This is a genomic window from Actinomadura gamaensis, from assembly GCF_042652125.1.
Lineage (GTDB): Bacteria > Actinomycetota > Actinomycetes > Streptosporangiales > Streptosporangiaceae > Spirillospora > Spirillospora gamaensis.
The window spans coordinates 114,490-137,319 of sequence record NZ_JBHSIT010000017.1 but is presented as its reverse complement, the minus strand read 5'-3'; the positions used below and the strand labels follow the sequence as shown (position 1 = coordinate 137,319).

The 22,830-nt window shown below is 71.9% G+C and carries 28 protein-coding genes and 1 pseudogene; 16 read left to right on the top strand and 13 right to left on the bottom strand.

Annotated elements, in window-relative coordinates; translation table 11 throughout:
• Window positions 1-87: 87 nt before the first annotated feature.
• The 9 genes and pseudogenes from ACFPCY_RS39870 (at window position 88) to ACFPCY_RS39830 (ending at window position 4,104) form a co-directional block, all read left to right on the top strand.
• Window positions 88-852 (top strand): SDR family NAD(P)-dependent oxidoreductase, encoded by a 765-nt coding sequence (locus ACFPCY_RS39870; protein WP_378264501.1) that lies wholly within the window; start codon window positions 88-90, stop codon window positions 850-852.
• Between the two features lie 28 nt (window positions 853-880).
• The gene (locus ACFPCY_RS39865; protein ID WP_378264499.1) at window positions 881-1,249 is read left to right on the top strand and encodes a VOC family protein; all 369 of its coding nucleotides are present in this window, start codon (window positions 881-883) and stop codon (window positions 1,247-1,249) included.
• A 207-nt stretch (window positions 1,250-1,456) separates the two neighbouring features.
• A complete protein-coding gene (locus tag ACFPCY_RS39860; RefSeq protein WP_378264497.1) occupies window positions 1,457-2,119 on the top strand; it encodes a DUF4097 family beta strand repeat-containing protein in 663 nt (220 codons plus the stop codon).
• 137 nt (window positions 2,120-2,256) lie between these two features.
• Window positions 2,257-2,730, top strand: coding sequence for a VOC family protein (locus tag ACFPCY_RS39855; protein WP_378264495.1), 474 nt, complete (start codon window positions 2,257-2,259; stop codon window positions 2,728-2,730).
• 146 nt (window positions 2,731-2,876) lie between these two features.
• The gene (locus tag ACFPCY_RS39850; RefSeq protein WP_378264493.1) at window positions 2,877-3,071 is read left to right on the top strand and encodes a hypothetical protein; all 195 of its coding nucleotides are present in this window, start codon (window positions 2,877-2,879) and stop codon (window positions 3,069-3,071) included.
• Window positions 3,072-3,177: 106 nt separating this feature from the next.
• Window positions 3,178-3,372: pseudogene (locus ACFPCY_RS39845) on the top strand (Scr1 family TA system antitoxin-like transcriptional regulator); the annotation flags it as partial.
• A 9-nt stretch (window positions 3,373-3,381) separates the two neighbouring features.
• On the top strand, window positions 3,382-3,579 hold the full coding sequence (locus tag ACFPCY_RS39840) for a DUF397 domain-containing protein (protein ID WP_378264491.1): 198 nt from the start codon (window positions 3,382-3,384) through the stop codon (window positions 3,577-3,579).
• A 55-nt stretch (window positions 3,580-3,634) separates the two neighbouring features.
• Entirely contained in the window at window positions 3,635-3,856 is a 222-nt protein-coding gene (locus ACFPCY_RS39835; protein ID WP_378264489.1) for a DUF397 domain-containing protein, read from the top strand.
• 41 nt (window positions 3,857-3,897) lie between these two features.
• Window positions 3,898-4,104 carry a DUF397 domain-containing protein gene (locus ACFPCY_RS39830; protein WP_378264487.1) on the top strand — a complete coding sequence of 69 codons (207 nt, stop codon included), beginning with the start codon at window positions 3,898-3,900 and terminating at the stop codon, window positions 4,102-4,104.
• A gap of 195 nt (window positions 4,105-4,299) precedes the next feature.
• On the opposite strand, the gene ACFPCY_RS39825 is transcribed toward ACFPCY_RS39830, so the two are convergent.
• From ACFPCY_RS39825 to ACFPCY_RS39795, 7 genes are all read right to left on the bottom strand, one after another.
• Entirely contained in the window at window positions 4,300-5,004 is a 705-nt protein-coding gene (locus tag ACFPCY_RS39825) for a hypothetical protein (protein WP_378264485.1), read from the bottom strand.
• Window positions 5,005-5,066: 62 nt separating this feature from the next.
• On the bottom strand, window positions 5,067-5,681 hold the full coding sequence (locus tag ACFPCY_RS39820; RefSeq protein ID WP_378264483.1) for a hypothetical protein: 615 nt from the start codon (window positions 5,679-5,681) through the stop codon (window positions 5,067-5,069).
• 122 nt (window positions 5,682-5,803) lie between these two features.
• The gene (locus tag ACFPCY_RS39815; RefSeq protein WP_378264481.1) at window positions 5,804-7,150 is read right to left on the bottom strand and encodes a glucose-6-phosphate dehydrogenase; all 1,347 of its coding nucleotides are present in this window, start codon (window positions 7,148-7,150) and stop codon (window positions 5,804-5,806) included.
• Window positions 7,151-7,178: 28 nt separating this feature from the next.
• The gene (locus tag ACFPCY_RS39810) at window positions 7,179-8,768 is read right to left on the bottom strand and encodes a YfcC family protein (protein ID WP_378264479.1); all 1,590 of its coding nucleotides are present in this window, start codon (window positions 8,766-8,768) and stop codon (window positions 7,179-7,181) included.
• 1 nt (window position 8,769) lies between these two features.
• A complete protein-coding gene (locus ACFPCY_RS39805; protein ID WP_378264477.1) occupies window positions 8,770-10,161 on the bottom strand; it encodes a M20/M25/M40 family metallo-hydrolase in 1,392 nt (463 codons plus the stop codon).
• A 327-nt stretch (window positions 10,162-10,488) separates the two neighbouring features.
• Complete coding sequence (locus tag ACFPCY_RS39800) at window positions 10,489-10,881, bottom strand: nuclear transport factor 2 family protein (RefSeq protein ID WP_378264475.1); 393 nt, start codon at window positions 10,879-10,881, stop codon at window positions 10,489-10,491.
• A gap of 125 nt (window positions 10,882-11,006) precedes the next feature.
• Window positions 11,007-11,702 (bottom strand): hypothetical protein, encoded by a 696-nt coding sequence (locus ACFPCY_RS39795; RefSeq protein ID WP_378264473.1) that lies wholly within the window; start codon window positions 11,700-11,702, stop codon window positions 11,007-11,009.
• A gap of 211 nt (window positions 11,703-11,913) precedes the next feature.
• On the opposite strand from ACFPCY_RS39795, the gene ACFPCY_RS39790 reads away from it, so the two are divergent.
• Window positions 11,914-13,044 (top strand): acyl-CoA dehydrogenase family protein, encoded by a 1,131-nt coding sequence (locus tag ACFPCY_RS39790; RefSeq protein WP_378264471.1) that lies wholly within the window; start codon window positions 11,914-11,916, stop codon window positions 13,042-13,044.
• A complete protein-coding gene (locus ACFPCY_RS39785) occupies window positions 13,041-13,982 on the top strand; it encodes an acyl-CoA dehydrogenase family protein (protein ID WP_378264469.1) in 942 nt (313 codons plus the stop codon). The genes ACFPCY_RS39790 and ACFPCY_RS39785 overlap by 4 nt, the downstream gene beginning before the upstream one ends.
• Before the next feature lie 52 nt (window positions 13,983-14,034).
• Here ACFPCY_RS39785 and ACFPCY_RS39780 read toward each other — a convergent pair whose 3' ends face one another.
• A complete protein-coding gene (locus ACFPCY_RS39780; protein ID WP_378264467.1) occupies window positions 14,035-14,268 on the bottom strand; it encodes a hypothetical protein in 234 nt (77 codons plus the stop codon).
• Between the two features lie 142 nt (window positions 14,269-14,410).
• Here ACFPCY_RS39780 and ACFPCY_RS39775 point away from each other — a divergent pair, with 142 nt between their 5' ends.
• Genes ACFPCY_RS39775 through ACFPCY_RS39765 form a run of 3 tightly spaced genes read left to right on the top strand, consistent with a single transcriptional unit; the run spans window position 14,411 to window position 16,607 of the window.
• Window positions 14,411-14,770: a GntR family transcriptional regulator gene (locus tag ACFPCY_RS39775; RefSeq protein WP_378264465.1), complete on the top strand. Its 360-nt coding sequence runs from the start codon at window positions 14,411-14,413 to the stop codon at window positions 14,768-14,770.
• Window positions 14,767-15,630, top strand: a complete 864-nt coding sequence (locus ACFPCY_RS39770; RefSeq protein ID WP_378264463.1) for an ABC transporter ATP-binding protein — start codon at window positions 14,767-14,769, stop codon at window positions 15,628-15,630. Before ACFPCY_RS39775 ends, ACFPCY_RS39770 begins: the two co-directional genes overlap by 4 nt.
• A complete protein-coding gene (locus tag ACFPCY_RS39765; protein WP_378264461.1) occupies window positions 15,627-16,607 on the top strand; it encodes a hypothetical protein in 981 nt (326 codons plus the stop codon). The genes ACFPCY_RS39770 and ACFPCY_RS39765 overlap by 4 nt, the downstream gene beginning before the upstream one ends.
• 148 nt (window positions 16,608-16,755) lie before the next feature.
• On the opposite strand, the gene ACFPCY_RS39760 is transcribed toward ACFPCY_RS39765, so the two are convergent.
• On the bottom strand, window positions 16,756-17,460 hold the full coding sequence (locus ACFPCY_RS39760) for a PadR family transcriptional regulator (protein WP_378264459.1): 705 nt from the start codon (window positions 17,458-17,460) through the stop codon (window positions 16,756-16,758).
• A gap of 74 nt (window positions 17,461-17,534) precedes the next feature.
• Between ACFPCY_RS39760 and ACFPCY_RS39755 the strand changes: the two genes are divergently transcribed.
• On the top strand, window positions 17,535-18,308 hold the full coding sequence (locus tag ACFPCY_RS39755) for a glucose 1-dehydrogenase (protein WP_378264457.1): 774 nt from the start codon (window positions 17,535-17,537) through the stop codon (window positions 18,306-18,308).
• A gap of 140 nt (window positions 18,309-18,448) precedes the next feature.
• Here ACFPCY_RS39755 and ACFPCY_RS39750 read toward each other — a convergent pair whose 3' ends face one another.
• From ACFPCY_RS39750 to ACFPCY_RS39735, 4 genes are all read right to left on the bottom strand, one after another.
• A complete protein-coding gene (locus ACFPCY_RS39750; RefSeq protein ID WP_378264455.1) occupies window positions 18,449-19,117 on the bottom strand; it encodes a response regulator in 669 nt (222 codons plus the stop codon).
• Window positions 19,114-20,265, bottom strand: coding sequence for a sensor histidine kinase (locus ACFPCY_RS39745; RefSeq protein WP_378264453.1), 1,152 nt, complete (start codon window positions 20,263-20,265; stop codon window positions 19,114-19,116). Before ACFPCY_RS39745 ends, ACFPCY_RS39750 begins: the two co-directional genes overlap by 4 nt.
• Window positions 20,266-20,585: 320 nt before the next feature.
• On the bottom strand, window positions 20,586-21,071 hold the full coding sequence (locus ACFPCY_RS39740) for a hypothetical protein (protein ID WP_378264451.1): 486 nt from the start codon (window positions 21,069-21,071) through the stop codon (window positions 20,586-20,588).
• Between the two features lie 53 nt (window positions 21,072-21,124).
• Window positions 21,125-22,093, bottom strand: coding sequence for a GlxA family transcriptional regulator (locus ACFPCY_RS39735; RefSeq protein WP_378264449.1), 969 nt, complete (start codon window positions 22,091-22,093; stop codon window positions 21,125-21,127).
• Here ACFPCY_RS39735 and ACFPCY_RS39730 point away from each other — a divergent pair.
• A complete protein-coding gene (locus ACFPCY_RS39730) occupies window positions 22,004-22,549 on the top strand; it encodes an avidin/streptavidin family protein (protein WP_378264527.1) in 546 nt (181 codons plus the stop codon). The genes ACFPCY_RS39735 and ACFPCY_RS39730 overlap by 90 nt on opposite strands.
• Window positions 22,550-22,830 lie beyond the last annotated feature (281 nt).

Below are 22,830 nucleotides of genomic sequence, written 5' to 3'. Positions count from 1 at the left end.
GTCCGGCCGCTGCTTTTGCCGGTCGGACGATTAAGCCTGGCACTAACGTGATCGCCGTACACGCGCCGGTGGCGTGGAATCACGTCCATGAGCTTCTTCCCCCACGGATCCACGGCGATCGTGACCGGCGCGGCACGCGGCATCGGCGCCGCCGTCGCCCGCCGCCTGGCGAAGGACGGCCTGCCCGTCGCGGTCGTCGATCTGGACGAGGCCGACTGCGCCACCACGGTCGAGGCGATCAGGCGCGACGGCGGCGAAGCCCTGGCGGTCGCGGCCGACGTCTCCGACGAGCGGCAGGTCGAGGAGGCGGTCGCGCGCGTGGTCTCCACGCTGGGGCCGCCGAGCGTCCTGGTCAACAACGCGGGCATCGGCCCCCGCGCCGAGCTGGTCGAGATGACCACCGAGCAGTGGGACACCGTCCTCGGCGTCAACCTGCGCGGCCCGTTCCTGGTCACCCGGGCGGCCGTCCCGCACATGATCGAGGCGGGCTGGGGCCGCGTGATCACCATGTCGAGCATCTCGGCCGCGGGCGACGCCGCCCGCGTCGACTACGGCAGCGCGAAGGCCGGCCTGATCGGCTTCACGAAGTCGCTGGCCCTCCAGCTCGGCCGCCACGGCATCACCGCCAACGCGATCGCGCCGGGGTTCGTCGTCAGCGACATGACCCGCGCGTCGGCCAGGCGCCTCGGCCTGACGTTCGAGGAGTTCCAGCGCCGCGCCGCCGAGTCCGTTCCGGTGGGACGCGTCGGCGTCCCCGAGGACATCGCCCACACCGCGTCCTACCTGGCCAGCCCCGCCGCCGGCTTCGTGTCGGGCCAGGTCGTCTACGTCGCGGGCGGCCCGGTCGACTGATCGCCGCGCCGACCGCGAGAATGAACGGATGCTGCGAATCGGTTCAGTCGTACTGGGAGTTTCGGACGTCCGCCGCGCGGCCGCGTTCTGGACGCAGGCCCTGGGATACGTCCCGCGCGACGAGGTGAACGACCGCTTCCTGGTCCTGGTCCCGTCCGACGGGGTGGGCGTCCAACTGGCGCTGGGCCGAAGCGAGTCGCCGGTGCAGGACCATCCGCGCGTCCACCTGGACCTCTACGCCGCCGACGCGGCCGCGCAGCAGGCCGAGGTGGAGCGCCTGGTGTCCCTCGGCGCCGAGCGCGTCGACTGGGACCTGTACCCGGACGACCCGGACTTCGTCGTCCTGGCCGACCCGGACGGCAACCGCTTCTGCATCATCGACACCAGCCGAACCTGACCCCCCGAGCCACCCCTCCCTCCGAAAGCAACGTCTCGACGCCTCGATCGTTGCGTTATGCGACACGCTTCCGCAACGATTTAACCGCTCTTACCTGCGTATTAGTTCTCAAGACGCAACGTTAATGTTGCCGTATCTCGGAAAGCAACGTAGCGTTTGCGTTGTCGGAAAGAACACGGCAAGCGCCGAGAACAGCAGGGAGCCCCCATGAACACCTTCGCCACCACCGCCCCGATCACCGTCGTCCTGAACGTCCCGGCCGGACGCGTGCAGCTCGTCGCCACCGACCGCGCCGACACGACCGTGCAGGTGGCCCCGGCCGACGCGTCCAAGTCCCGCGACGTCAAGGCCGCCGAGAACACCACGGTCGACTACGCGGACGGCGTCCTGCGGATCGAGAACGCCGCCAAGAGCCAGCACTTCGGCTCGACCGGAGCCCTGCACGTCACCGTCCACCTGCCCGCCGGCTCCGCCGTCGAAGGCACCTCGGCCAGCGCCGAGTTCCAGACCAGCGGCCCGCTCGGCGACGTCGCGTTCGAGGGCGCCTACCGCCAGATCCAGCTTGAGGAGGTCGCCTCCCTCAAGCTGACCGCCACGGACGGCGACGTCGAGGTCGGCAAGCTGAACGGCTCCGCCGACATCACCACTGCCCACGGCGACATCCGCGTCGCCGAGGCCGCCGGCGGCACCGTCACCCTGACCACCAAGTCGGGCAGCATCGACATCGCGGCGGCCAGCGGTGTCTCGGCCTCCCTGGACGCCCACACCGGCCACGGCCGCGTCAGCAACGCGCTGAAGAACGACGGCACCGCCACCCTGGAGATCGAGGCCACTACCCCGAACGGCGACATCACCGCCCGCAGCCTCTGACCCGAGGATGACCACCGCGCCAGGGCAGGAACTCCCCCGAGTTCCTGCCCTTCGCGTTCTCAGCGAAGCTTGACCTCAACAAACATTGAGGTTCTACCTTCAGGTCATCGACAGCAACCGACCGTGAAGGAATCCCGATGACCGCGACCGCCATTCCCGAGCCCTACCGCAACGCCGTCGTCTCGCACATCATGCTGGACGGCGCCGCCGACGCGATCGACTTCTACGTCCGCGCGTTCGGCGCCAAGGAGCTGTTCCGCCTGGACGGCCCGGACGGCCGCGTCGTCCACGCCGAGATCCGCATCCAGGGCTCCACCCTCATGCTGGGCGACGCCGAGGGCCCCCACCTCACCTCACCGACCGCCGCAGGTGCCACCACCGCGGCTCTGCACGTCTTCGTCGATGACGTAGACGCGCTCGCACACCAGGCGACCGCCGCCGGCGCAGAACTCCTGCAACCCCCCACCGACCAGTTCCACGGCGACCGCACCGCGATGCTGAAAGACCCCTACGGCCACATCTGGATCTTCCTGACCCACCTCGAAGACCTGCCCCCCGAAGAGATCACCCGCCGAACCCAAGCCCTCTTCACCTCCTCCGATCCCGCCTGACCGGACGTTTCAACCCCGCAACGCCGCATCCAGATCCTCGTTGCACCGGACGATGAGCTCAGCAAGCTCAGCGATCTCCACCACCGGATACCGAGGAACGCGGCCTTCCCGGAGGCTGGCGGTCCAGCGAGCCGCGACCGGCTCCGATGGACGCCCCACTCCCCACCGTGCTCAGCGGCGAGCGCATCCACGACCTCCAGCCCGCGCCCGCCCTCGCTGTCGAGCGCAGGACGGCGCGCCCCGCCCGAGAGGACACGTTCCCGGCCAGCTCCGACACCATCGTGGACGCATCGTGGACGAGTTCGTCCGCTCTCCCGAGCGCCGCCATCACGCCGAGGTGACGCCCCAGCGACCGCAGCGCACGCCTCATCCGGCCGCCGCCGGGTACAGCCCGACGATCAGGAGGCGCGCGGTGAGCCGCAGCTCGTCCAGGCCCGCGAGCGTAGTCCCGCCGGTGAGTCCTTCGCATACTTGGGCTTCACCGATCCCGGCGAGCGTGACATCGTCTTCCTTGAGACCAGCATCGATGATCGCTTTCTCGAGGAGAAGGACGAACTTCGGCGCTATCGAGACCGGTTCGGGCAGTTGGGCGAGGTGGCACTCTCCTGCGATGAGACCAACGTCTTCCTGCGCGACGCATGAGGGAGTCCTATGAACTTCACGTCCGCGAAGTGGCGTAAGAGCAGCCGATCCCAGGGCGGCGGAACCGAGTGCGTGGAAGTCGCCGAGCTGGACGAACTTCGTGTCGTGAGGGACTCCAAGAACGCTGCAGGACCGGTCTTGAAGATGGACGCGGCAGCGTGGCGAACATTCGTCGCGCGCGTAAAGCGCGGCGACTACGATGCCTGACCCGCCAGGACAGTGGTACGGCACAGGTACCAAAGTGACGGAAAGCGCGACGAGGATGAGCAAGCCCAGCGGCGCAGAGAACCGGTTCCACAAAAGCTCATACAGCGACGGCGGCAACGGCTGCGTGGAGGTGGCGGCGTCCGAGGCCGGATGCTCGGTGCGCGACTCCAAGGACGCGGACGGGCCGGTGTTGGCTGCGGACGCGGCCTCCTGGCAGCACCTGCTTGAACACGTGAAGCGCAGCGACCTGGCACGTGTGCTGCGCCGCACACGTTGAGCGGCTGCTGAGACCGGGCGATCGAGTGAGGCGGGAGCCCTATGAACTCCACAGCCGCTACGTGGCGAAAGAGTACCTACTCGCAGGGCGGCGGCTCCGATTGCGTGGAGGTGGCGGCGTTCGAGACCGAATGCTTCGTGCGTGACTCCAAGGACGTGGACGGGCCGGTGTTGGCCGTGGACGCGGCCTCCTGGCAGCACTTGCTTGGACGCCTAAGGCACAGCGTCCGTGGGGACGCGCGCGTGTAGTGAGCAGGCGTAGGTACGTCGCGCGCGGGGTGCCCGGCGGGTATCGGATCTGGGACAACCGCGCGCGGCGCTGGTGGGGTGACCTCTACGAGCTCTGCCCGGACGCGTTGCTGGACGAGCTGAACGGCACCGGCGACGCGTCCGCCATCACTGAGCTTCTTGGGGGTATCGGCGTCTTAAGCGCTGAGGTCGGTGTCAGATCGCTGCGCCGTAGCCGGTGGTGCCGTCGCGTAGGCGCTGGAAACGCTCTGGGGCGCTTTCGGCGATCCGGCGGGCTTCGACGAGCAGATCGGCGTCTTTCGGGGCGTAGCGGGAGGAGTCCAGCGGGAAAGCCGTCTGGAGCTGGAACCGGATCTCGTCGTCCTCGCACATGACGAACGTGGCCAGGCAGGCGCGCCAGAAGCGGGGCCACAGGTCGTCGATCTCGCCTGCCGAGCGAATCACGTGCTGGGCGTGCTCGTCCAGGAAGCGGCGCAGCTCGACCGCGGAGCGAATCCCGGCTGCACGGGCTGCTTCGAACAGGCGGTCCTGCGGCCACCAGCAGCGGACCCAGTACGCGGCCGCCGCAGCGCTCGCCCGCCGTTCGCAGGGGCCGTTTTCCACAGCCTCGATCAGGCGGAGCAGGACGCCGCGGCGGCCGATAGCCTCGATCAGTGGGTGCACCAACTGGCTGGTCGAGCTGCCGTCCAGGAGCACGGCCCTGACGACGTCCTCCGCGGCTCGGGCGGTGAACCGCGGGTCGGCCGCCAAGGCGTGGCCCAGTTGGAGGCGGATGGTCTCTATCCGTTCGTAGCGCTGCTGCGTCTCGTCCTCGACGGGTGGGAGGACGGGCGGCTGCCACTGCGGGTCCACGGCCCGCAGGAGATCTCGGAGGGCCGCTTCGAGCGCTTCGGACGGCATGGGGCTCCTACGGACGGCAGGGACGTGGGCTGCCCCAAGTGTGGACGGTCGGTCGAAGCGGATCAGGGTTGGTGGTCGTATTTGCAGTCGGGAGGGTCGATGGGGGGAGTGAATTTGGCGGGGAGGGCTATGGGCGCTGACTTGATGGTGTAGCCCTTCAGCCAGTGGCCGTCGGGGCCGGGGCCGGCGGGGCTGAAGGGGGCGGGGCCGGTGCCCATCTGCTGGCACTGCTCGTTGACGATGCCCCAGGAGAAGCCGACGCGGTCGAAGCGGTGGCCTTGCGGGGACTGGTAGAAGGTCAGGGTCGCGCGTTGCTTGTTGGGGTCGCGCGCGTCCTGCCAGAGGCCCGAGATGACGGCGATGGGGCCGGTGGCCATGATGTAGTCGGCCTTGATCTTCACCCAGGTGTGCTCGCCGCCGGCGTAGTGGTCGATGTCGACGGTGCCACGGGCTGCGCCTATGACGAGCCGGCCGTCCACCAGGCGCCAGGGGCTGCCATGGACGTTCACGATGAAGCGGCGGTACGGGTTCTCCGGGTCGGCCGGGAAGTGCACCCAGGCATCTCCCACCAGGCTCGATTCCTTCGGCGCGGGTGGGGACGCGGAGGCGCTTCCCGCGCCGAGCGCTGTCATGGCCGTCAGGGCCGCGAGCGCGGTGACGGTGGTCCGGGTCGCCATGTGACCTCCTCGGGGTTCGGTCCTCCGAAGGTCGCAGGCGGGCGGACGGCGCGCTTCCCCCGCGCGAGCGGAAGCCGCGGGCGCCGATCCCCCGTCCGGGGTGGGTCACGCGGGGGTTGCGGTCACCGGACGGGGCCGTGCCAGTCGGGGGTGGCGGCGGAATCCGGGCCCCAGGTGCCGGGGGCGTAGCGGGACGGGGCGTCGTCCAGGTCGATGATCTTGGAGACGATGCGCCAGGACTCCTCGATGAAGGGGAAGGAGGCGAAGGCGGCGGCGTCGCCGACGATGGCGGCTTCGAGGACGTGCTCGTACGGGAGTTCGGCGCCGCCCATGGGCGGGACGCGGACCGGGACGGCGGCGGGCTGCGGCGGCTGGCCCTCGGCGCGGTTCAGCGAGAGGTCCAGGGCGAGGCCGCGGCTCTTGTCCAGGTTCAGGCGGAGCAGGTTGGGTTCCGGACGGCCGTAAAGGGCGAGGGGCGGCTCCTTGAGTTCGACGATCGCCTCGGTGGACGTCACGGGCAGGCACTTGCCGGTGCGGAGGTGGATCGGGACGTCCTTCCAGCGCCAGTTGTCGATGTGGACGCGCGCGGCGATGAACGTCTCGGTCGTCGAGTCCGGGTGGACGCCGGGCACGTCCAGGTAGCCGTCGTACTGGCCGCGCACGGTGTCGGACGGCTCGATCGTCCGGACGGCGCGGAGCAGTTCCCACTTCGCGACGTTCTCGGACGTGGCGTCCCGGCAGGCGGGCGGGTCCATCGTGAGCAGGGCGAGGATCTGGAGCAGGTGGTTCTGGAACACGTCGCGGACGGCGCCGGTCGGGTCGTAGAAGCCGCCGCGGTCGGCGACGCCGAAGTCCTCGGCCATCGTGATCTGGACGGACGCCACGTGGTCGCGGTTCCAGACCGTTTCGAGCATCGGGTTGGCGAAGCGGGCGACCGGAATGCCGCGGACCGCCTCCGAGCCGAGGTAATGGTCGACCCGGAACAGGTGGTCGTCGGCGAACGAGCGGTGCAGGTCGTCGTCCAGCGCGTGCGCGGACGCCTGGTCGTGGCCGTACGGCTTCTCGACGACGAGCCGGGCGTCGCGGTTGAGCCCGGCCTTGCCGAGCTGGTCGGCGATCGTCGTGAACTGCGTCGGCGGGGTCGCCATGTAGTGCGTGACGAACGGCGCGTCCGCCACGGCGTCGCAGATGCGGCGGAACGTGGCGGGGTCGGTGAGGTCGCCGTCCACGATGCGCAGCCGGGACGCGAACTCGGCGAAGACGTCCTCGTCGAGGGCGTCGCCGATCGCGGCGCGGGCATGGTCGCGCAGGTCGTCGTCCGTCCAGGAGCGCCGCGTCACGCCGATCACCGGCAGCCGCAGCCGGCCGCGCTCGGCGAGCCGGTACAGGGCGGGCAGCAGGGACTTGCGCGCGAGGTCGCCGGTGATCCCGTAGAGCACCAGCGCCGACGCGACCGGTCCGCGGCTCATGCGGACTCCTTTCGGGAAGGGACGTGGCTCATATCAGCGCCGCCACGGCCAGAACGGCGCTGACCAGGACGAAAAGGAGCCCGAGTAGCGGCGCGACGAAGCGGAGGTAGCGGTCGTAGCCGACCTTCGCCAGGGCGAGGCCGCCCATCACGACGGCGGTGGTCGGCGTGAACAGGTTGATCAGCCCGGACGCCGACTGCCACGCCGTGACGACCAGGGCGCGCGGGACGTGCGCGAAGTCGGCGAGCGGCGCGAGGATCGGGATCGCGAGCGTCGCGTGCCCCGACGTGGACGGGATCAGGAACGCGAGCGGCAGGTTCACCACGAACATCAGCCACGCGAACACGCCGGTCGAGCTGCCCGTGACGAGGTTCTCCAGCGAGTGCAGCACGGTGTCGGTGATCTTCGCGTTGTTCATGATGACCGACACTCCGCGCGCCAGCACGATGATCAGCGCCGCGCCGAGGAAGTCGCCCGCCCCGCTCACCAGCCGGTCCACGGTGCCCGCCTCGCCGAGGCCGCCGACCGCGCCGACGACGAGGGTCGCCACGACGAACAGCGCGGTCAGCTCGGGGAAGTACCAGCCGAGCTCCCAGGAGAACGGCCGCGCGTCCGGGCCCTTGACGATCTCCGCCCAGGGCAGGATCGCGTAGATCATGAAGACGAACGTCAGCGCGACCAGGACGAGGATCGCCTTGTGCCGTCCGGACAGCGCGGGCGGCTCGGCCTCGGCGGACTCGGCGACCTCGCGGTCCGCGTCCCGGAACCCGACCAGCGACCGCGCGGGGTCCCGCTTCACCCGCGCCGCGTACCGGACGACGTAGGCGATCACGACGGCGGTGAGCACGAGGTACATCAGCAGGCGCAGCGGCAGGCCGTCCCCGATCGAGATGCCCGCCGCGCCGGACGCGACGCCGGTCGCGAACGGGTTGATCGTCGAGCAGAGCGTGCCGACGCCCGCGCCGAGGATGATGACGGACGCCCCGACCAGCCGGTCGTAGCCGAGCGCCAGCGCCAGCGGGATGATCAGACCGTAGAAGCCGAGCGTCTCCTCGGCCATCCCCTCGGTGGTCCCGCCGACCGAGAACACGATCATGACGGCGACGACCAGCGCGACGCCCCGGTGCCGCAGCCGGTGCGCGAGCCGCGCGATGCCGCTGTCCAGCGCGCCGGTCGCCATCGTCATGGTGATGAACGCGCCGATCGCGAGCACGAACAGGAACACCGCCGCCGAACCGTACAGCTCGCCGGAGTTGTCCGGCGCGACCATGCCGGTCTTGGCGTCCTTGATGCCGTAGAGCCCGTTGACCGGGGACAGCAGCAGGTCGCGCAGCCGGTCGGTGAACGAGTAGGCGTGGTGGATGTGGTGGTACGAGCCGGCCTTGGGCTTGCCGTCCGCGTCCGTCCCGTACTCGCCGGTCGGGACGATGAACGCCAGCGCCCACACGACGACCGCGACCAGCGCGAGGATCGTGTAGGCGGTCGGAAACCGGAACTTCTTCGCCGCGCCGTCGCCGCCGCCCTCGCCGGCGCCGCGACCTTCGCCGTTTCCCTCGCCGGCGCCGCGACCTTCGCCGTTTCCCTCGCCACCGCCGTTAGCGGCGTCCGTCGTGGTCACGTCAGTTCCCCCAGCGGGCGGCGAACTCGGCGAAGAAGAGCGCCTCCGCCACGACGGTGTTCTCCAGTTCCGACACCAGGACGCGTTCGTCGGGCGCGTGCAGGTTGCACTTGCCGTCCTGCGCGCCGAACAGCAGCATCTCGGCGTCGGGGACGGCCCGGTGCAGCGCGTTGACCAGTGGAATCGCGCCTCCGGCGGCCATCTGGACCGGCTCGGTCCCGTAGGCGGCGCGGAGCGCTGCGGTGATCGCCTCCGTGGCCGGACCGCCCGTCCCGGCGCGGTGACCGTCGCCCGCCTCGCCCGCGACGGTGACGGTGAGCGGGATGCCGAACGGCCGCTGCGCCTCCAAATGCCGGATCAGCGCGGCCTCGGCCTCCAGGGCGGGCTGCTCGGGATGGATCCGGAGGTTGATCTTCGCGCGGGCGTACGGGACGCAGGCCCCGGCCGCCTTGTCCACCGGGACGGCGTCGATGCCGGTGACGGTGATCGCGGGCCCGGACCAGAGCCGCTCGCCCAGCGTGCCGGTGCCGATCAGCGGCATCCCCGGCTCGACGCCGGCAGCCTCGCGGAACTCCTCGTCGGTGTAGGACGCGCCGGTCCACGGCTCGCGCCGCAGCCCTTCGACGGCGACGTCGCCCCGGTCGTCGTGCAGGCTGGCCAGGGCGCGGACGAGGGCCAGCATCGCGTCGGGCGCGGGACCGCCGAAATTGCCGCTGTGCTTGGCCACTTCGAGCGTCCGCACTTCCACGACGACATCGGTGACGCCGCGCAGCGCGACCGTCAGGGTCGGCTGCCCGGCGCGGACGTTGCCCATGTCGGCGATCGCCATCGCGTCGGCGCGGAATTCGTCCGGATGCGCGAGCGGATAGTCGTCGAGCGGGCTGCCCCACTCCTCCGCGCCCTCGAACACGATCCGGACGCCCACCGGCGGACGCCCATTCCACGCCCGGATTGCTCCAATATGTGCCAGAACGTTTGATTTATCGTCGGCGATGCCGCGCGCCCGGACCGCCTTCCGGCCGTCCTCCTCGAAAGGCGTCGGCGTGAACGGCGGTGACGTCCACAGCGACTCGTCCCCCGGCGGCTGGACGTCGTAGTGCGCGTACAGCAGGACGGTCGGCGCCCCTTCCGGCGCGGGGATCGTGCCGGTGATCACCGGGGGCGTGTCCGGGAGCCGGATCGCGCCCACGTCCCGGACGCCCGCCTCGGTGAGCATCCGGGCGACGTGGTCGTGCGCGCGGACCACCTCGTCCGGCGGGTAGCCGGGGAACGCGATCGACGGGATGGCCGCGAGCCGCTCGAGTTCGGAGACCAGGTCGGGGGTGAGCGCCCGCGCCCTCGCCTCGACGTTCCGGGCGTCCCAGGGGTTCCCCTCGTCCCCGACGTCCCGCACAATCCACCCCCCGGCTCGGTACCGTTCCGGGGGGACGACACATCGAAGGCGACCTACCCCTGGCCGCGACGGGGGAAACGGGTCGAAGAATCTCCCGAAATCGCCCACAAAGCGAAACACCGGCCATCCCTCGCGGGATGACCGGTGTTCTGCGCGTAGGCCAGCTCACTCGCAATGTGATGACCTTCGAGACATCTCTAGAGTAGCCCGCCCGCCGACCGATCGCGCGGATTCGAAGGATCTTCGTGCGATTCGTTGCGAGCGGATACGCGCCTCACGGGCCGCCGACTCCGCAGAGCCTCCGCAGAGCCTCCGCGCGGGAGTCGATCAGACCGTCCGGAAGTCGTCGGGCCCCCAGAAGGCCTCCATGCGGACGACCTTGCCGTCCTCGCCGAACGTCATGACCTCGATGCCGTCGATGTGGAGGCCGGGAAGGTCGGCGGAGAACCGCATCGCGGCGCGGTTCCCATAGGACCCGCGCACCTCGTGCGCGGTGAGCTTCGCGCCCGCCGCGATCGAGTCGGCGTAGAACTTCTCGATCGCGGCGCGGCCCGCGACCGGGGGCTTGCCGACCGGGTCCTCGATCACCGCGTCGTCCGCGTAGAGATCCGCGACCGCGACGTGGTCACCCGCGTTGAACAGGTCCGCGTAGCGGCGCATCGTGGCCTTCATGTACTCGGTGTCCGGCGTTCCGGTGCCCGGCGTCGTGCTGTCCGGCATGGTCGTCCCTTCCTCGGCGCGGTCTGTCTCCCCCGCCGCGCCAGCCTAGCGAGCGCTCGCTTGCCCGGTCAGGCTGGGCTGGCTCCGTCAGGCCGGGCTTGCTCGGTCAGGCCGGGCTTGTCCGGTCAGGCTGGGAAGGACTCGCCGCGCCGCGGTCGCGGCGGCTTCACCGCGACCTCTTCGGCCCGATCGGCTCGGACGGCGTCCGCCGCGCGCGCGGCTCGCGACTTGTCCCCTTTCGGACGCTTCGTGCGCGCCCGATCCGCGCTCCGACCAGCCCGACCGCCGTCCGCACTCCCTGCCCCCTTGCTCCTGCTTGCACCCCGTCCGGCACCGGCGCCGTCCGCGGTGTCGGCGGGATGGGGCGCGTCCGGGTCCAAGGGGACGGGGCCTGGGGAGTGGACGGCTTCGGAGTCGCGGGCGGCGGGGACGGAGCGGGCGCCGTCGCGGTCGGTGTTGCGCCAGCGCGTGGTCGGACGGGACGGCGGATGGGCGGCGTCCTGCCCGATGCCGCGTTCGGCGGCGTCGGCGAGGGCGACGAGGAGGTCGCGGGGGGCGCCGGTGGTGTCGTCGTAGTGCCAGCGGCGGATGAGGCGCTCGCCCTCGGTGCCCGGGTTGAAGCGCTCGAAGGCGAAGCAGCCCGCGATCGCGAGGCGCACGATGACGCGGTCGCTGTCGTCCAGCTGCATCGCGTAGGCCGCCGCGTCGATCAGTCCGATGGCGGCGCGGGCGTTCCGGCCGTCGTCGCGCTCCTCGGCCCGGTCGATCCGCCACTGCGCGTAGGGACGCAGATAGTCGGCGATCATCCAGCTCTTGGGCACCGGAGCGTCCTCTCGGTCGTGCGTGCGGGGGCCGCTCCCATGCTGCGTCGCAGCTCAGCCGGGGCCGGGGCACTTGACCGGATCCTTGCCGTCCCTTGGTCCGCGGGCGCTCGGCGGACGAACGGGTGCGCCCCCGGCCCGGCACCGCCCGGCCCGCGTGGTTTAATCTACCAAACAGTTGTTAGATGGACCGAGGTGAAGGCCGCCGCTGATGGATCTCGACTTCTCCCCCGAGCACGACGCGTTCCGCGCGGAGGTCCGCGCCTGGCTGCGCGCGCACGTCCCCGCCGAACCCCTGCCCTCGCTGGAGACCGCCGAGGGGTTCGCCGCCCACCGCGAATGGGAGCGCACACTCGGCGCGGACCGCTACGCGACGGTCAACTGGCCGTCCGAACACGGCGGACGCGACGCCACCCCGCTCGAATGGCTGATCTTCGAGGAAGAGTACTACGCGGCGGGCGCGCCCGGACGCGTCTCCCAGAACGGCATCAACCTCCTCGCCCCCACCCTGCTCGCGCACGGGACGCCCGAGCAGATCCGGCGCGTCCTGCCGCCGATGGCGCGCGGCGAGGTGATCTGGGCGCAGGCGTGGTCCGAGCCGGGCGCGGGCAGCGACCTCGCCGCGCTGCGCTCCACCGCCACCCGCGCGGACGGCGGCTGGCTGCTGAACGGCCAGAAGACCTGGAGCTCGCGCGCCGCGTTCGCGGACCGCGCGTTCGGCCTGTTCCGGTCCGACCCCGGATCGTCCCGGCACCGCGGCCTGACGTACCTGATGTTCCCGCTCGACGCGCCCGGCGTCACGATCCGCCCGATCGGCCGCATCGACGGCAAACCCGCCTTCGCCGAACTCTTCCTGGACGACGTGTTCGTCCCGGACGCCGACGTCATCGGCGAGCCGGGCGACGGCTGGAAGGTCGCGATGGCCACCGCGGGCAACGAGCGCGGCCTCACCCTGCGCTCCCCCGGCCGCTACACCGCCGCCGCGGACCGCCTCCTCGCCCTCTGGCGGGAACGCGCCGACCCGTCCGACACGGCCCTGCGCGACCGCGTCGCCGACGCCTGGCTCAAGGCCCGCGCCTACCGCCTGAAGGGCTTCGAGACGATTTCCCGCACCGACGACATCGGCGCCGAATCCAGCCTGAACAAGGTGTTCTGGTCCGAGTTCGACATCGCGCTGCACGAGACCGCCCTCGACCTCCTCGGCCCGGACGGCGAGCTCGGCGGCGACTGGCTGGAGGGTTACGTCTTCTCCCTCGCGGGCCCGATCTACGCGGGCACCAACGAGATCCAGCGCAACGTGATCGCCGAGCGCGTGCTCGGCCTGCCGAGGGGGGCCCGATGAAGTTCGTCCCGTCCGAGGAGCAGCGCCTGTTCGCCGCCAGCCTGGACAAGCTCCTCGACCAGGCCGACACGCCGTCCGCCGTCCGCGCCTGGTCGTCCGGCGACCACGCGCCCGGACGCCGCGTCTGGACGTCCCTGGCCGAAGCGGGCCTGTTCGCGCTCGCCGTCCCCGAGGAGCACGACGGCGCGGGCCTGCTCCCGGTCGAGCTGGTCATCGCCCTGCACGAGCTGGGGCGTCACGCCGTCCCCGGCCCGGTCGTCGAGACCCTCACCGCCGCGACCCTGCTGACCGCGGTCGGCGACACTCGCTGGCTGCCCCGGATCGCCGCCGGTGAGACCCTGGTCACCCTCGCCGCGCCCTACGCCCTGGACGCCGACGCCGCCGACCTCGTCCTCACCATCGAGAACGGCGACCTCTGCGAGGCCGAACCCACCAAGGCCCTGCGCCCGTCGATCGACCCGTCCCGCCGCCTCTACGAAGTGACGCCGACCCGCGCGCTCGGCAGAGCGGACGGAACGGCCCCGCACCTGGCCGCCCTCCTCTGCGCCGCCCAGCACCTGGGCCTGGGCCGCCGCCTCCTGGAACTGTCCGTCGACTACGCGAGGACCCGCAACCAGTACGGCCACCCCATCGGCGAGTACCAGGCCGTCAAGCACCACCTGGCCGACGCCCTCATCGACCTGGAGTTCGCCCGCCCCCTGGTCCACGCCGCGGCCCTCTCCCACGGCACCGCCGACTTCGCCCGCGACGCGTCCGCCGCCAAGATCGCCGCCGCCGAGGCCGGCTACGCCACCGCCAAGACCGCCCTCCAGATCCACGGCGCGATCGCCTACACCGCCGAGTACGCGCCGTCCCTGTGGATCCGCAAGTCCCGCGCCCTCCTCAACGCCTGGGGCTCCCCGTCCTCCCACCGAGCCCACCTCATGACGACCCTCTGAACGCCGGAGCGCCGGATGCCCGCGGGCCCCCGGCGCTCCACGGCCAAGGGCGTCAGTCGCGGAACACGTCCGCCATCGACGCGGCGTTCACCGCCCGCGTCCCCCACCGCTCGAGAACGACACTGTCCCAGCAGCCGAGAATCCGCTCCCGCTCGGCCTCCGAAGGCCGCAACCCCCGAGCCTCCAGCACGGTCAGCAGCATCCGCTGCTCCCCTTTGGCCTCGGACTTGACGCCGATCTCGTCAAAGAGCTTCTTGTCGGAGCGCCTGGCCGGGGGTTTGGACACTCTCCTGATGCTACAGAGGATGACCGATTGGTCACGTACGTTTTCGTGATTGACGGGGCGGGGGTTCGGTTCTACCGTTCTACTAACATCATAGTAGAAGGGTGTCGGGGTGTTCCGGTTTCGGTTGGACGGGCGGAGCGGGGTGCCGCCGTATCTGCAGCTCGTGCAGCAGGTACGGCAGGCGTTGTTGCTCGGGTATCTGCGGCGGGGGGACCAGCTGCCGACGGTCAAGGAGGTCGTCGGGTCTCTGACGATCAATCCGAACACGGTGGTGAAGGCGTACCGGCAGCTGGAGAACGAGGGGATCGTCGAGGCCAAGCCGGGGCAGGGGACGTTCGTCACCGCGGAGGTCGAAGCGGTGGCGCCGGGGCACTACGCGCGGCTGCGGCGGTCGCTGGAGCGGTGGGTGCGGGACGCGCGGGACTCCGGGCTGGACGAGGAGACCGTCACGGCGCTGATCGCGGCCGTGCGGAACGACGTCCGGGCCGAGGGGGTGGCATGACGGCGGCGCTGGAGGCCGAGGGCCTCGGGATGCGGTTCGGGCGGTCCTGGGCGCTGCGGGACTGCTCGGTGAGCCTGCCCGCCGGGTCCGTCGTGGCGCTGGTGGGGCCGAACGGGGCCGGGAAGACGACGCTGATGCACCTGGTGTGCGGGCTGCTGCGTCCGACCGAGGGGCGGGTGCGCGTGTTCGGCGAGGACGCGGCCGGCGGGTCGGCCGAGGCGCTCGCGAAGGTCGGGTTCGTCGCGCAGGAGCATCCGCTGTACCGGGGGCTGACGGTCCCGGAACTGCTGCGGATGGGGCAGGCGCTCAATCCCGGGTTCGACCGGACGCTGGCCGAGTTGCGGCTCGACGCGCTGGGCATCCCGATGAACAAGCGCGCCGGGGCGCTTTCGGGCGGGCAGCAGGCGCAGGTGTCGCTGGCGCTCGCCGTGGCCAAGCGTCCGCGGCTGCTCGTGCTGGACGAGCCGCTCGCGAACCTCGATCCGGTCGCGCGTCGGGATTTCAGCCGGACGCTGATGTCGGCCGTCGCCGAGGACGGCGTGACGGTGCTGCTGTCGTCCCACGTGATCGCCGACCTGGAGGCGGTGTGCGACCGGCTGGTCGTCCTCGACCGCGGGACGGTCCGGCTGGACGGCGCGATCGACGACGTGCTCGCGGCGCACCGGCTCCTGAGCGGCCCGCGGGAGGCGGCGGCCGAGGTGCCCGGCGTGGTGCGGGCCGTCCACAGCGAGCGGCACAGCGACCTGCTCGTCCGGACCGGCCTGGAGGAGACGGCGTTGCATCCGATCTGGCAGGAGCATCCGGTGGGTCTGGAGGAACTGATCCTCGCCTACCTCGAACGACCGGCGGTGACGCGATGATCTGGTTCACGTGGCGGATGCACCGGGCTCAGGTGTACGTGGGCCTGGCGCTGGTCGCGCTGGTCATGGCGGTGTTCCTGCCCTACGGGGAGGCCGTGCGCGGGTCGTACGCGTCACACGGGGTCGCGGCGTGCCTGGCTACCGACACCGGCGGCGACCGCTGCCAGACGGCGCTCCAGGCGTTCATGGCCCAGTTCAACGAGGTCGCGAACCATCTGTCCACCTGGTTCAGCCCGCTGCCGGGACTGATCGGCGCGATCGTCGGCGCCGGGCTGCTCGGACGCGAGTACGAACAGGGCACATGGCGGCTGGCGTGGACGCAGTCGGTGCCGCGCGTTCGCTGGTTCACGCAGCGGATCGCCCTGGTGGGCGCCGGGATCGTGGTGGTCTGCGCGGCTCTGAGCCTGGTGTTCAGGTGGTTCCGCGCCCCGGTGGACGACGTCTCGGGACGGTTCGCTCCCGGCGCGTTCGACCTCGAAGGACTGTCGCTCATCGGGTACACGCTGTACGCGTTCGCGCTGGGCGTCCTCGCCGGGCTGCTCCTGCGCCGGACGGTCCCGGCGATCGTGGTCGCGTTCGCCGGGTTCATGGCCGTCCGGATGCCGGTCGAGTTCTGGCTGCGGCAGCGCTACCAGGCGCCGGTGAGCCGACTCTCCGCGCCGACGCTCCATCAGACGGTGGGCCCGAGCGCGGTGCCCGTGACTCCCGGCAAGCCCGGCTGGACGCTCGGATACGACCTGGTCGACGCGTCCGGGCGCACGCTCTCGAACGCGCAGCAGGCGGCGTTGCAGGACAGGACGCAGGCGATGCACGACCCCGACGCCTACCTGCGGAGCCTCGGGCTGCAACTGAAGACCGTGTACCAGCCCGCCTCGCGCTTCTGGACGTTCCAGCTCACCGAATTCTCGATCTTCGCGGGACTGGCGCTGGTGCTGCTCGCCGTCGCCGTCCACCGGCTGCGCCGCCGCTGCATCTGACGACCTGCGGCCCCGGTCGGACGCCGGCGCCGCGGCTGACCGCTCGGCTCCGGCCGACCGTCCATCTGCCTCTGACCGTCCAGCTGCGGGTGACCGCTCGGCTGCGTCTGGCCGTTCAGAGGCCGGACGCCGGCGCCGCGCCGGCCGTTCAGAGGTCGGACGGGCCGGGGGCGCGGCCGGACGCGAGGAGTTCGTCCAGGTCTTCGAGGAGCTTCTCGGCGAGGTCGCGTTCGGCGGCGTGGTAGCGGGCGGCCCAGCGGGCGACGAGTTCGGGGTAGGCCCAGCCGGCGACGGTCGCGGCGACGCGGCGGGCGTCGTCGGCCTCGGCCGCCAGGCCCGCGCTCTCGTCGCGGTGGCGGGCGACGACCTCGCGGAGGCGGTCCGGTTCGGCGAGGTGGCCGAGCCAGACGCGCAGCAGCGGGCCGTGCTTGAGGACGGGCGGCTCGACCGGCGCGTGCGCGACCCAGTCGGCCGCCGCCGCGCGCCCGGCGGCGGTGATCGCGTAGACCCGGCGCGGACGGCCGTCCTCCCCCGAGACCTCGCGGGACGCGGCGTACCCGACGCGCTCCAGCCGCTTCAGCTCGGAGTAGATCTGGCTCATCGCCGGGCTCCAGTAGAAGAACCGCAGGATGTGCTCGGTCCACTGCCGGATCTCGTAGCCGGTCAGTTCCTCGCCGAACGCCAGGACGCCGAGCACGGCCCACGCCGTCGCGGGCAGCTTCGCAGCCGCCTCCGCAGCCGACTCTGCGGCCGTCCGGTCGTCGGCCGGGGGCTGGTCGTCGGCGGCGGTGGACATGTCCCCCAGCCTAGCCAGCACGTCCACCTGCGCGGATGCGCCGGGAAGCTTGATCAAAGATTTGGAGGATATTCCAATTTGGAATACACCTGGAGGTGACAGTTCAAGGTCGAACGCAGGGAGGGACACCGATGTCCGGACTCCGGGACAAGGTCGTCATCGTCACGGGCGGCGCGCGCGGGCTCGGCGCCGCGGCCGCGCGCCGGATGGCACGGGACGGCGCGAAGGTCGTCGTGACCGACGTGCTCGCCGAGGAGGGCGAGAAGACGGCGGCCGAGATCGGCGGGATCTTCGTGACGCACGACGTGTCCAGCGCGGACGGCTGGCGGGCCGTCGTCGACCGGGCCGTCGAGACCTACGGCCGCGTGGACGGCCTGGTCAACAACGCGGGCATCGCGTCCGGCCAGACCATCGAGGACGAGCCGCAGGAGTACTTCGAGAAGGTCCTGAAGATCAACCTGCTCGGCGTCTGGCTCGGGATCAAGAGCGTGATCCCGGCGATGCGCGCCGCGGGCGGTGGGTCGATCGTCAACATCTCGTCCGCCGCCGGGCTGACCGGACTGCCGCTGACCTCGGGATACGGCGCGTCCAAGTGGGGCGTGCGCGGGCTCACCAAGATCGCCGCGGTGGAGCTCGGCGCGGACCGGATCCGCGTCAACTCCGTCCACCCCGGCATGACCGTGACGCCGATGACCGTCGAGTCGGCGGGCGCGGCCGAGGGCGAGGGGACCTTCCCGCTCTCCGCGCTCGGCCGCACCGGCGTCCCCGAGGAGATCGGCGAGGCGGTCGCGTTCCTGATCTCGGACGCCGCGTCCTACCTCACCGGCGCCGAACTCGCCGTGGACGGCGGCTGGACCGCGGGCGAGAACGCCATGATGAACGGCCTCCGCGCCCAGCGGCAGTGACACCGAGCCGACCGACCGACGGTTGACCGGGGCGGGCGACCGACAGGCGACCAGGGCGGGCGACCGAGGCTGGCGACCGGGGCTGGCGACCGGGGCTGGCGTCCGGGGCGGGCGACCGGTGCGGGCCCGCGCGGGCCGGTTCAGTCGTCGGGGACCAGGTTGTTGCGGAAGGCGTAGGTCACGGCCTGGGCCCGGTCGCGGAGGCCCGCCTTGGTGAACAGGTTGTTGATGTGGGTCTTCACTGTGGCCTCGCTGATGAACAGGTCCCGGGCGATCTCCGCGTTGGAGCGGCCGCGCGCGATCAGCGTCAGGACCTCGGCCTCGCGGCGGGTCAGGCCGTCCGGGAGGCCGGTGTCGCGGGTCCGGCGCGGCTCGCCCGAGGCGACCGCCTCGACCAGGCGGCGCTGGACGGCCGGGTCCAGCTGCGCGTGCCCGCCGCGCACGGCCTCGATCGCGCGCGCGATCTCGTCCGCGCCCGCGTCCTTGGTGAGGTAGCCGCGCGCGCCCGCCCGCAGCGCCGCGAAGATCGACTCGTCGTCGGCGTAGGTGGTGAGCACGACCACCTGCACCTCCGGATGGAGCTCGCGCATCTTCGCGGTCGCCTCCACGCCGTCCATGCGGGGCATCCGCAGGTCCATCAGGACCACGTCGGGCGCCTCCCGCGCGACCAGCGCCAGCGCCTCCTCGCCGTCCCCCGCCGAACCCGCCACCTCCAGGCCCGGCAGCAGTTCCAGCAGCAGGACGAGCCCCTCCCGCACCACCGTCTGGTCGTCCACGACGACGACCCGCGTCACTCGTTCGTCCGTCACACCCGTATCCGAAGCGCCACCCGGAAGCCCTTGCCGTCCGGTCCGGCCTCCAGGGTCCCACCAACGAGTTCCGCGCGCTCCCGCATGCCCATCAGCCCGTAGCCGCCGCCCGTCGTGACGATCGGGTCCTCGGTGCCGCCGGTGTCGGTGACGGTCAGCTCGACGGCGTCCGGGGAGTGGTCCAGCCGGATCCGGACCGACGCCCCGGGCGCGTGCTTGCGGACGTTCGTCAGCGCCTCCTGCGCCGTCCGGACCAGCGCGAGCGTCTTCGCCGTGGTCAGCTCGTGCGGCGTCCCGGTGATCTCCAGGTCGGCCGGACGGCCCGTCGCGGCGTGGAACTCGTCGGCGAGCTCGGCGAGCGCCTCGTCCAGCGGCGGCGCCTCGCCGCGCAGCGCCGCCAGCGCGCGGCGGGTCTCCTCCAGACCGGTCCGCGCGAGCCGCTGCGCCCGCTCGACCCGCTCCAGGATCCGCTCGCGGTCGCCGTCGCGGGTGAGCAGCAGCCGCGCCCCCTCCAGATGGACGATCTGCGCCGACAGCGAGTGCGCGAGGATGTCGTGGATCTCCCGCGCCATCCGGGACCGCTCGGCCAGCGTCGCCTCGTTCGCCTCCGACCGCCGCCGCCAGCGCCGCTCGCGCAGCGCCTGCGCGGCCGCGTACACGCCGACGAACGCGACGATCGTCCAGCCGTCCACCGAACCGTCGGCGACGAGCTGCACGCCCGCGAGCAGGGCCGCGGCGCCGGCGGTGAACAGCGCGCCGTCCACACCCGGACGGCGGGCGGCGGCGATCCCGGTCGCGATGTACGCCAGGGTGTTCGCGCCGACGTGCGGCTCGATCAGGTTCACGCCGTAGGAGGCGACGACGGATATCCCCAGCGGCAGCATCACCCACCGGGACGCGTTGTCGCGCGCGTGCACGAGCAGCGCCCAGGCGATCCCGCCGGCGGCGAGCAGGTTCAGGACGGCCAGCCCGGCCCATTCGGAGGGCGCGTGCGGACCGGACTTCAGCACCGCCAGCAAGTAGAACCCGAGGCCCCAGAGCAGCAGGCTGACCCGTGCGATCGCCCGTCCGACGCGGTCACCGGGCCGGTCGTCCTGCCCGACCCGCCGGACGCCGTCGCACGCGTCCCACCACCCCTGGAACGACACATACCCGCCCAAAAAGGCCAGTGGCCCCTTCCGCCCCCGCCTCCCGCGCCGGCCCTCAGAACCCTCGCGGCCCGCCTCCTCGGACGCACTAGGCGTGCCTTCAGGAGCCACCCGCATCGCATCGCCGGACGACCGGGGCGCGTCCTCCGAAGGGACGCCGGTCGCGTCTGCAGGAAGGCGGGGCGCGTCCTCCAGAGGGGCGCTGGGTGCGTCGAGGGAAGGGTGGGGGACGTCCTCCGGAGAGGCGCTGAGTGCGTCGAGGGAAGGGTGGGGCGCGTCCTCGGAAGGGATGCGGGGTGGACGCGCCGCCGGACGTTCGCTCATGCCGTGACGTTAACGCCGGCGCGCCTCAGCGGGAGCGACCGGGACCGCAGGTCGATGATCGCGAACTGCGCGAGCAGGGACACGCCGAGGAAGGCCAGCAGGTTGCCGTTGCCGGTCTTGACCCCGAGGGCGTAGGCGATACCCATCAGCCCCAGGCGGACGGCGATCGAGAGGACCCAGGCCGCGAGCGTCAGGCCGCCGCCGCTGCGCCACAGGGACCCGTCCGGCTCGCGCCACAGCCGCATCGTCGCCGCGCGCAGCGCGCCGAGCAGCAGCCCGACGACCACCTCCACCGCGAGCATCCCGACGCTCAGCGCGCGGTGCGCGTGGTCGATCAACCCGCCCTGCACGACGCCGACGATGAGGAGGATCGCCGGAAGCGTGTACATCTTCGCCTCGTTGATCCGTTGCGCCGTGAGCTGCCGCCGCAGCACCAGCCCGAGAACCAGGAGGACGACCAGGACGTTCGCCAAAGTGCTCATGCTCCGAAGCTACGGATCAAGGCCCCTCCGGCGGATCGGACCGGAGCCGGAGTTCAGCCTCTCCACCCCGGGGTGGAGAACACCCGGCGGTAGCGTCCGGGCGTCGTCCCGGTCTCGGCGGCGAACCGGCGCCGGAAGTTGGACGTGTCGGAGAAACCGCAGGCCCCGGCGACGGCGTCGACGGTCGCGTCCGTCCGTTCGAGCAGCGTCCGGGCCGTCTCGATCCGCCGCCGCAGCAGCCAGCGCCCCGGCGCGACGCCGAAACCCCGCTCGAACAGGCGGGCCAGCGTCCGGGGCGACACCGCGGCATGCGCGGCAAGGTCGGGCACACCGATCGGCCGATGCAGGTTCGCCTCGGCCCACGCGATCACCGACGCCAGCGTCTCCTCGGCCGCCGACTCGGGCCGGGGCGCGAGCCGCGAGTACTGCCGCTGGCCGCCGTCCCGATGAGGCGGCAGCACCATGTGGCGCGCGATCTCCGCGGCGTGCGCGGCGCCGACGTCCCGGCGGACGAGCGCGAGCGCCAGGTCCACGGCCGCGCCCGTCCCGGCGCTGGTCGCGACGTCGCCGTGGTCGACGTACAGCTCGTCCGGCCGGACGGTCACCGACGGGTACCGCTCGGCCAGCTCGTCCGCCATGCGCCAGTGGGTCGTGGCGTCCCGTCCGTCCAGCAGGCCGGCGGCGGCCAGGGCGAACGCGCCCGAGCAGAGGCCGACGACGCGCGCGCCCCGGCCGTGCGCCGCCTGCAACCGCGCGACCAGCGCCTCGGACGGACGGGCCCCGTGATCCGGCCAGCCCGTCACGATCACCGTGTCGGCCATGTCCATCCGGTCAAGACCGTGCTCGACGAACAGCGGACACCCCGCCATGACCTCCACGTTCCCCGGCGTCTCGGCGCAGACCTCGAACGAGTAGTGCCCAGGGCCGCCCGGATGCTCCACCCCGAACACCTGCGCGACGCTGGCCAGCTCGAACGGCGACTGCGGCGGCACCGCGAGCGCGACGACCCGATGAGGAGCCATGCTGGCAGAATAATCCTCATTCGGGACAATCCAGCCACTCCCCCAGTCGCGCCCTCACCGAGGAACCTGGGAGGCATGACGGACACAACCTGGATCGGCCGGTGGCGCAACCAGTACGGTTCCGTGCTGACCGTCACCGACGACAACGACGGCACCCTCACCGGAACCTTCCGGACCGCCCTCGACGACAGCGCCTTCGCCGGCGCGGAGGTCCCCGTGACCGGCGTTCACCGCGGCGCCTGCGTCACCTTCGCCTTCACCCGCGCCGGCGCCGACGGCGACTCCATCGCCTCCTTCACCGGCCTCCTCCGCGACGGCCGCCTCGAAACGGTCTGGCACGTCGTCCAGGACTCCGCGGTCAAACCCCCGCGCCCCGGCCACCCCGCCGAGCGCATCACCCTTCCCTGGGCCCACGCCGTCCTGACCAACGCCGACACCTTCACCCGCGAACCCTGATTCCCTGCGTTCCCGCGCACCACGGCGGCCACCCGCCCCATCGGAGAAGTCGCGGCGGCGTGCTGCGGAGATCAGGCCCGCCCGGCCCCCAAACGCAGCACCCGCCGCCCGACGCGAGCGTCCCGCCGCCCGGACGACCGGCTCAGAAACCCGCCCGTCCCCGCGACGACCGCATAGCCGTCCCCCACCGGGACGTCGTAGACCGGCCCCTCGTAGGGGAACACTTCGACCGACCGCACCGGCACGCTCATCACCGTCTCCGACACCCACCCGTCGATGCC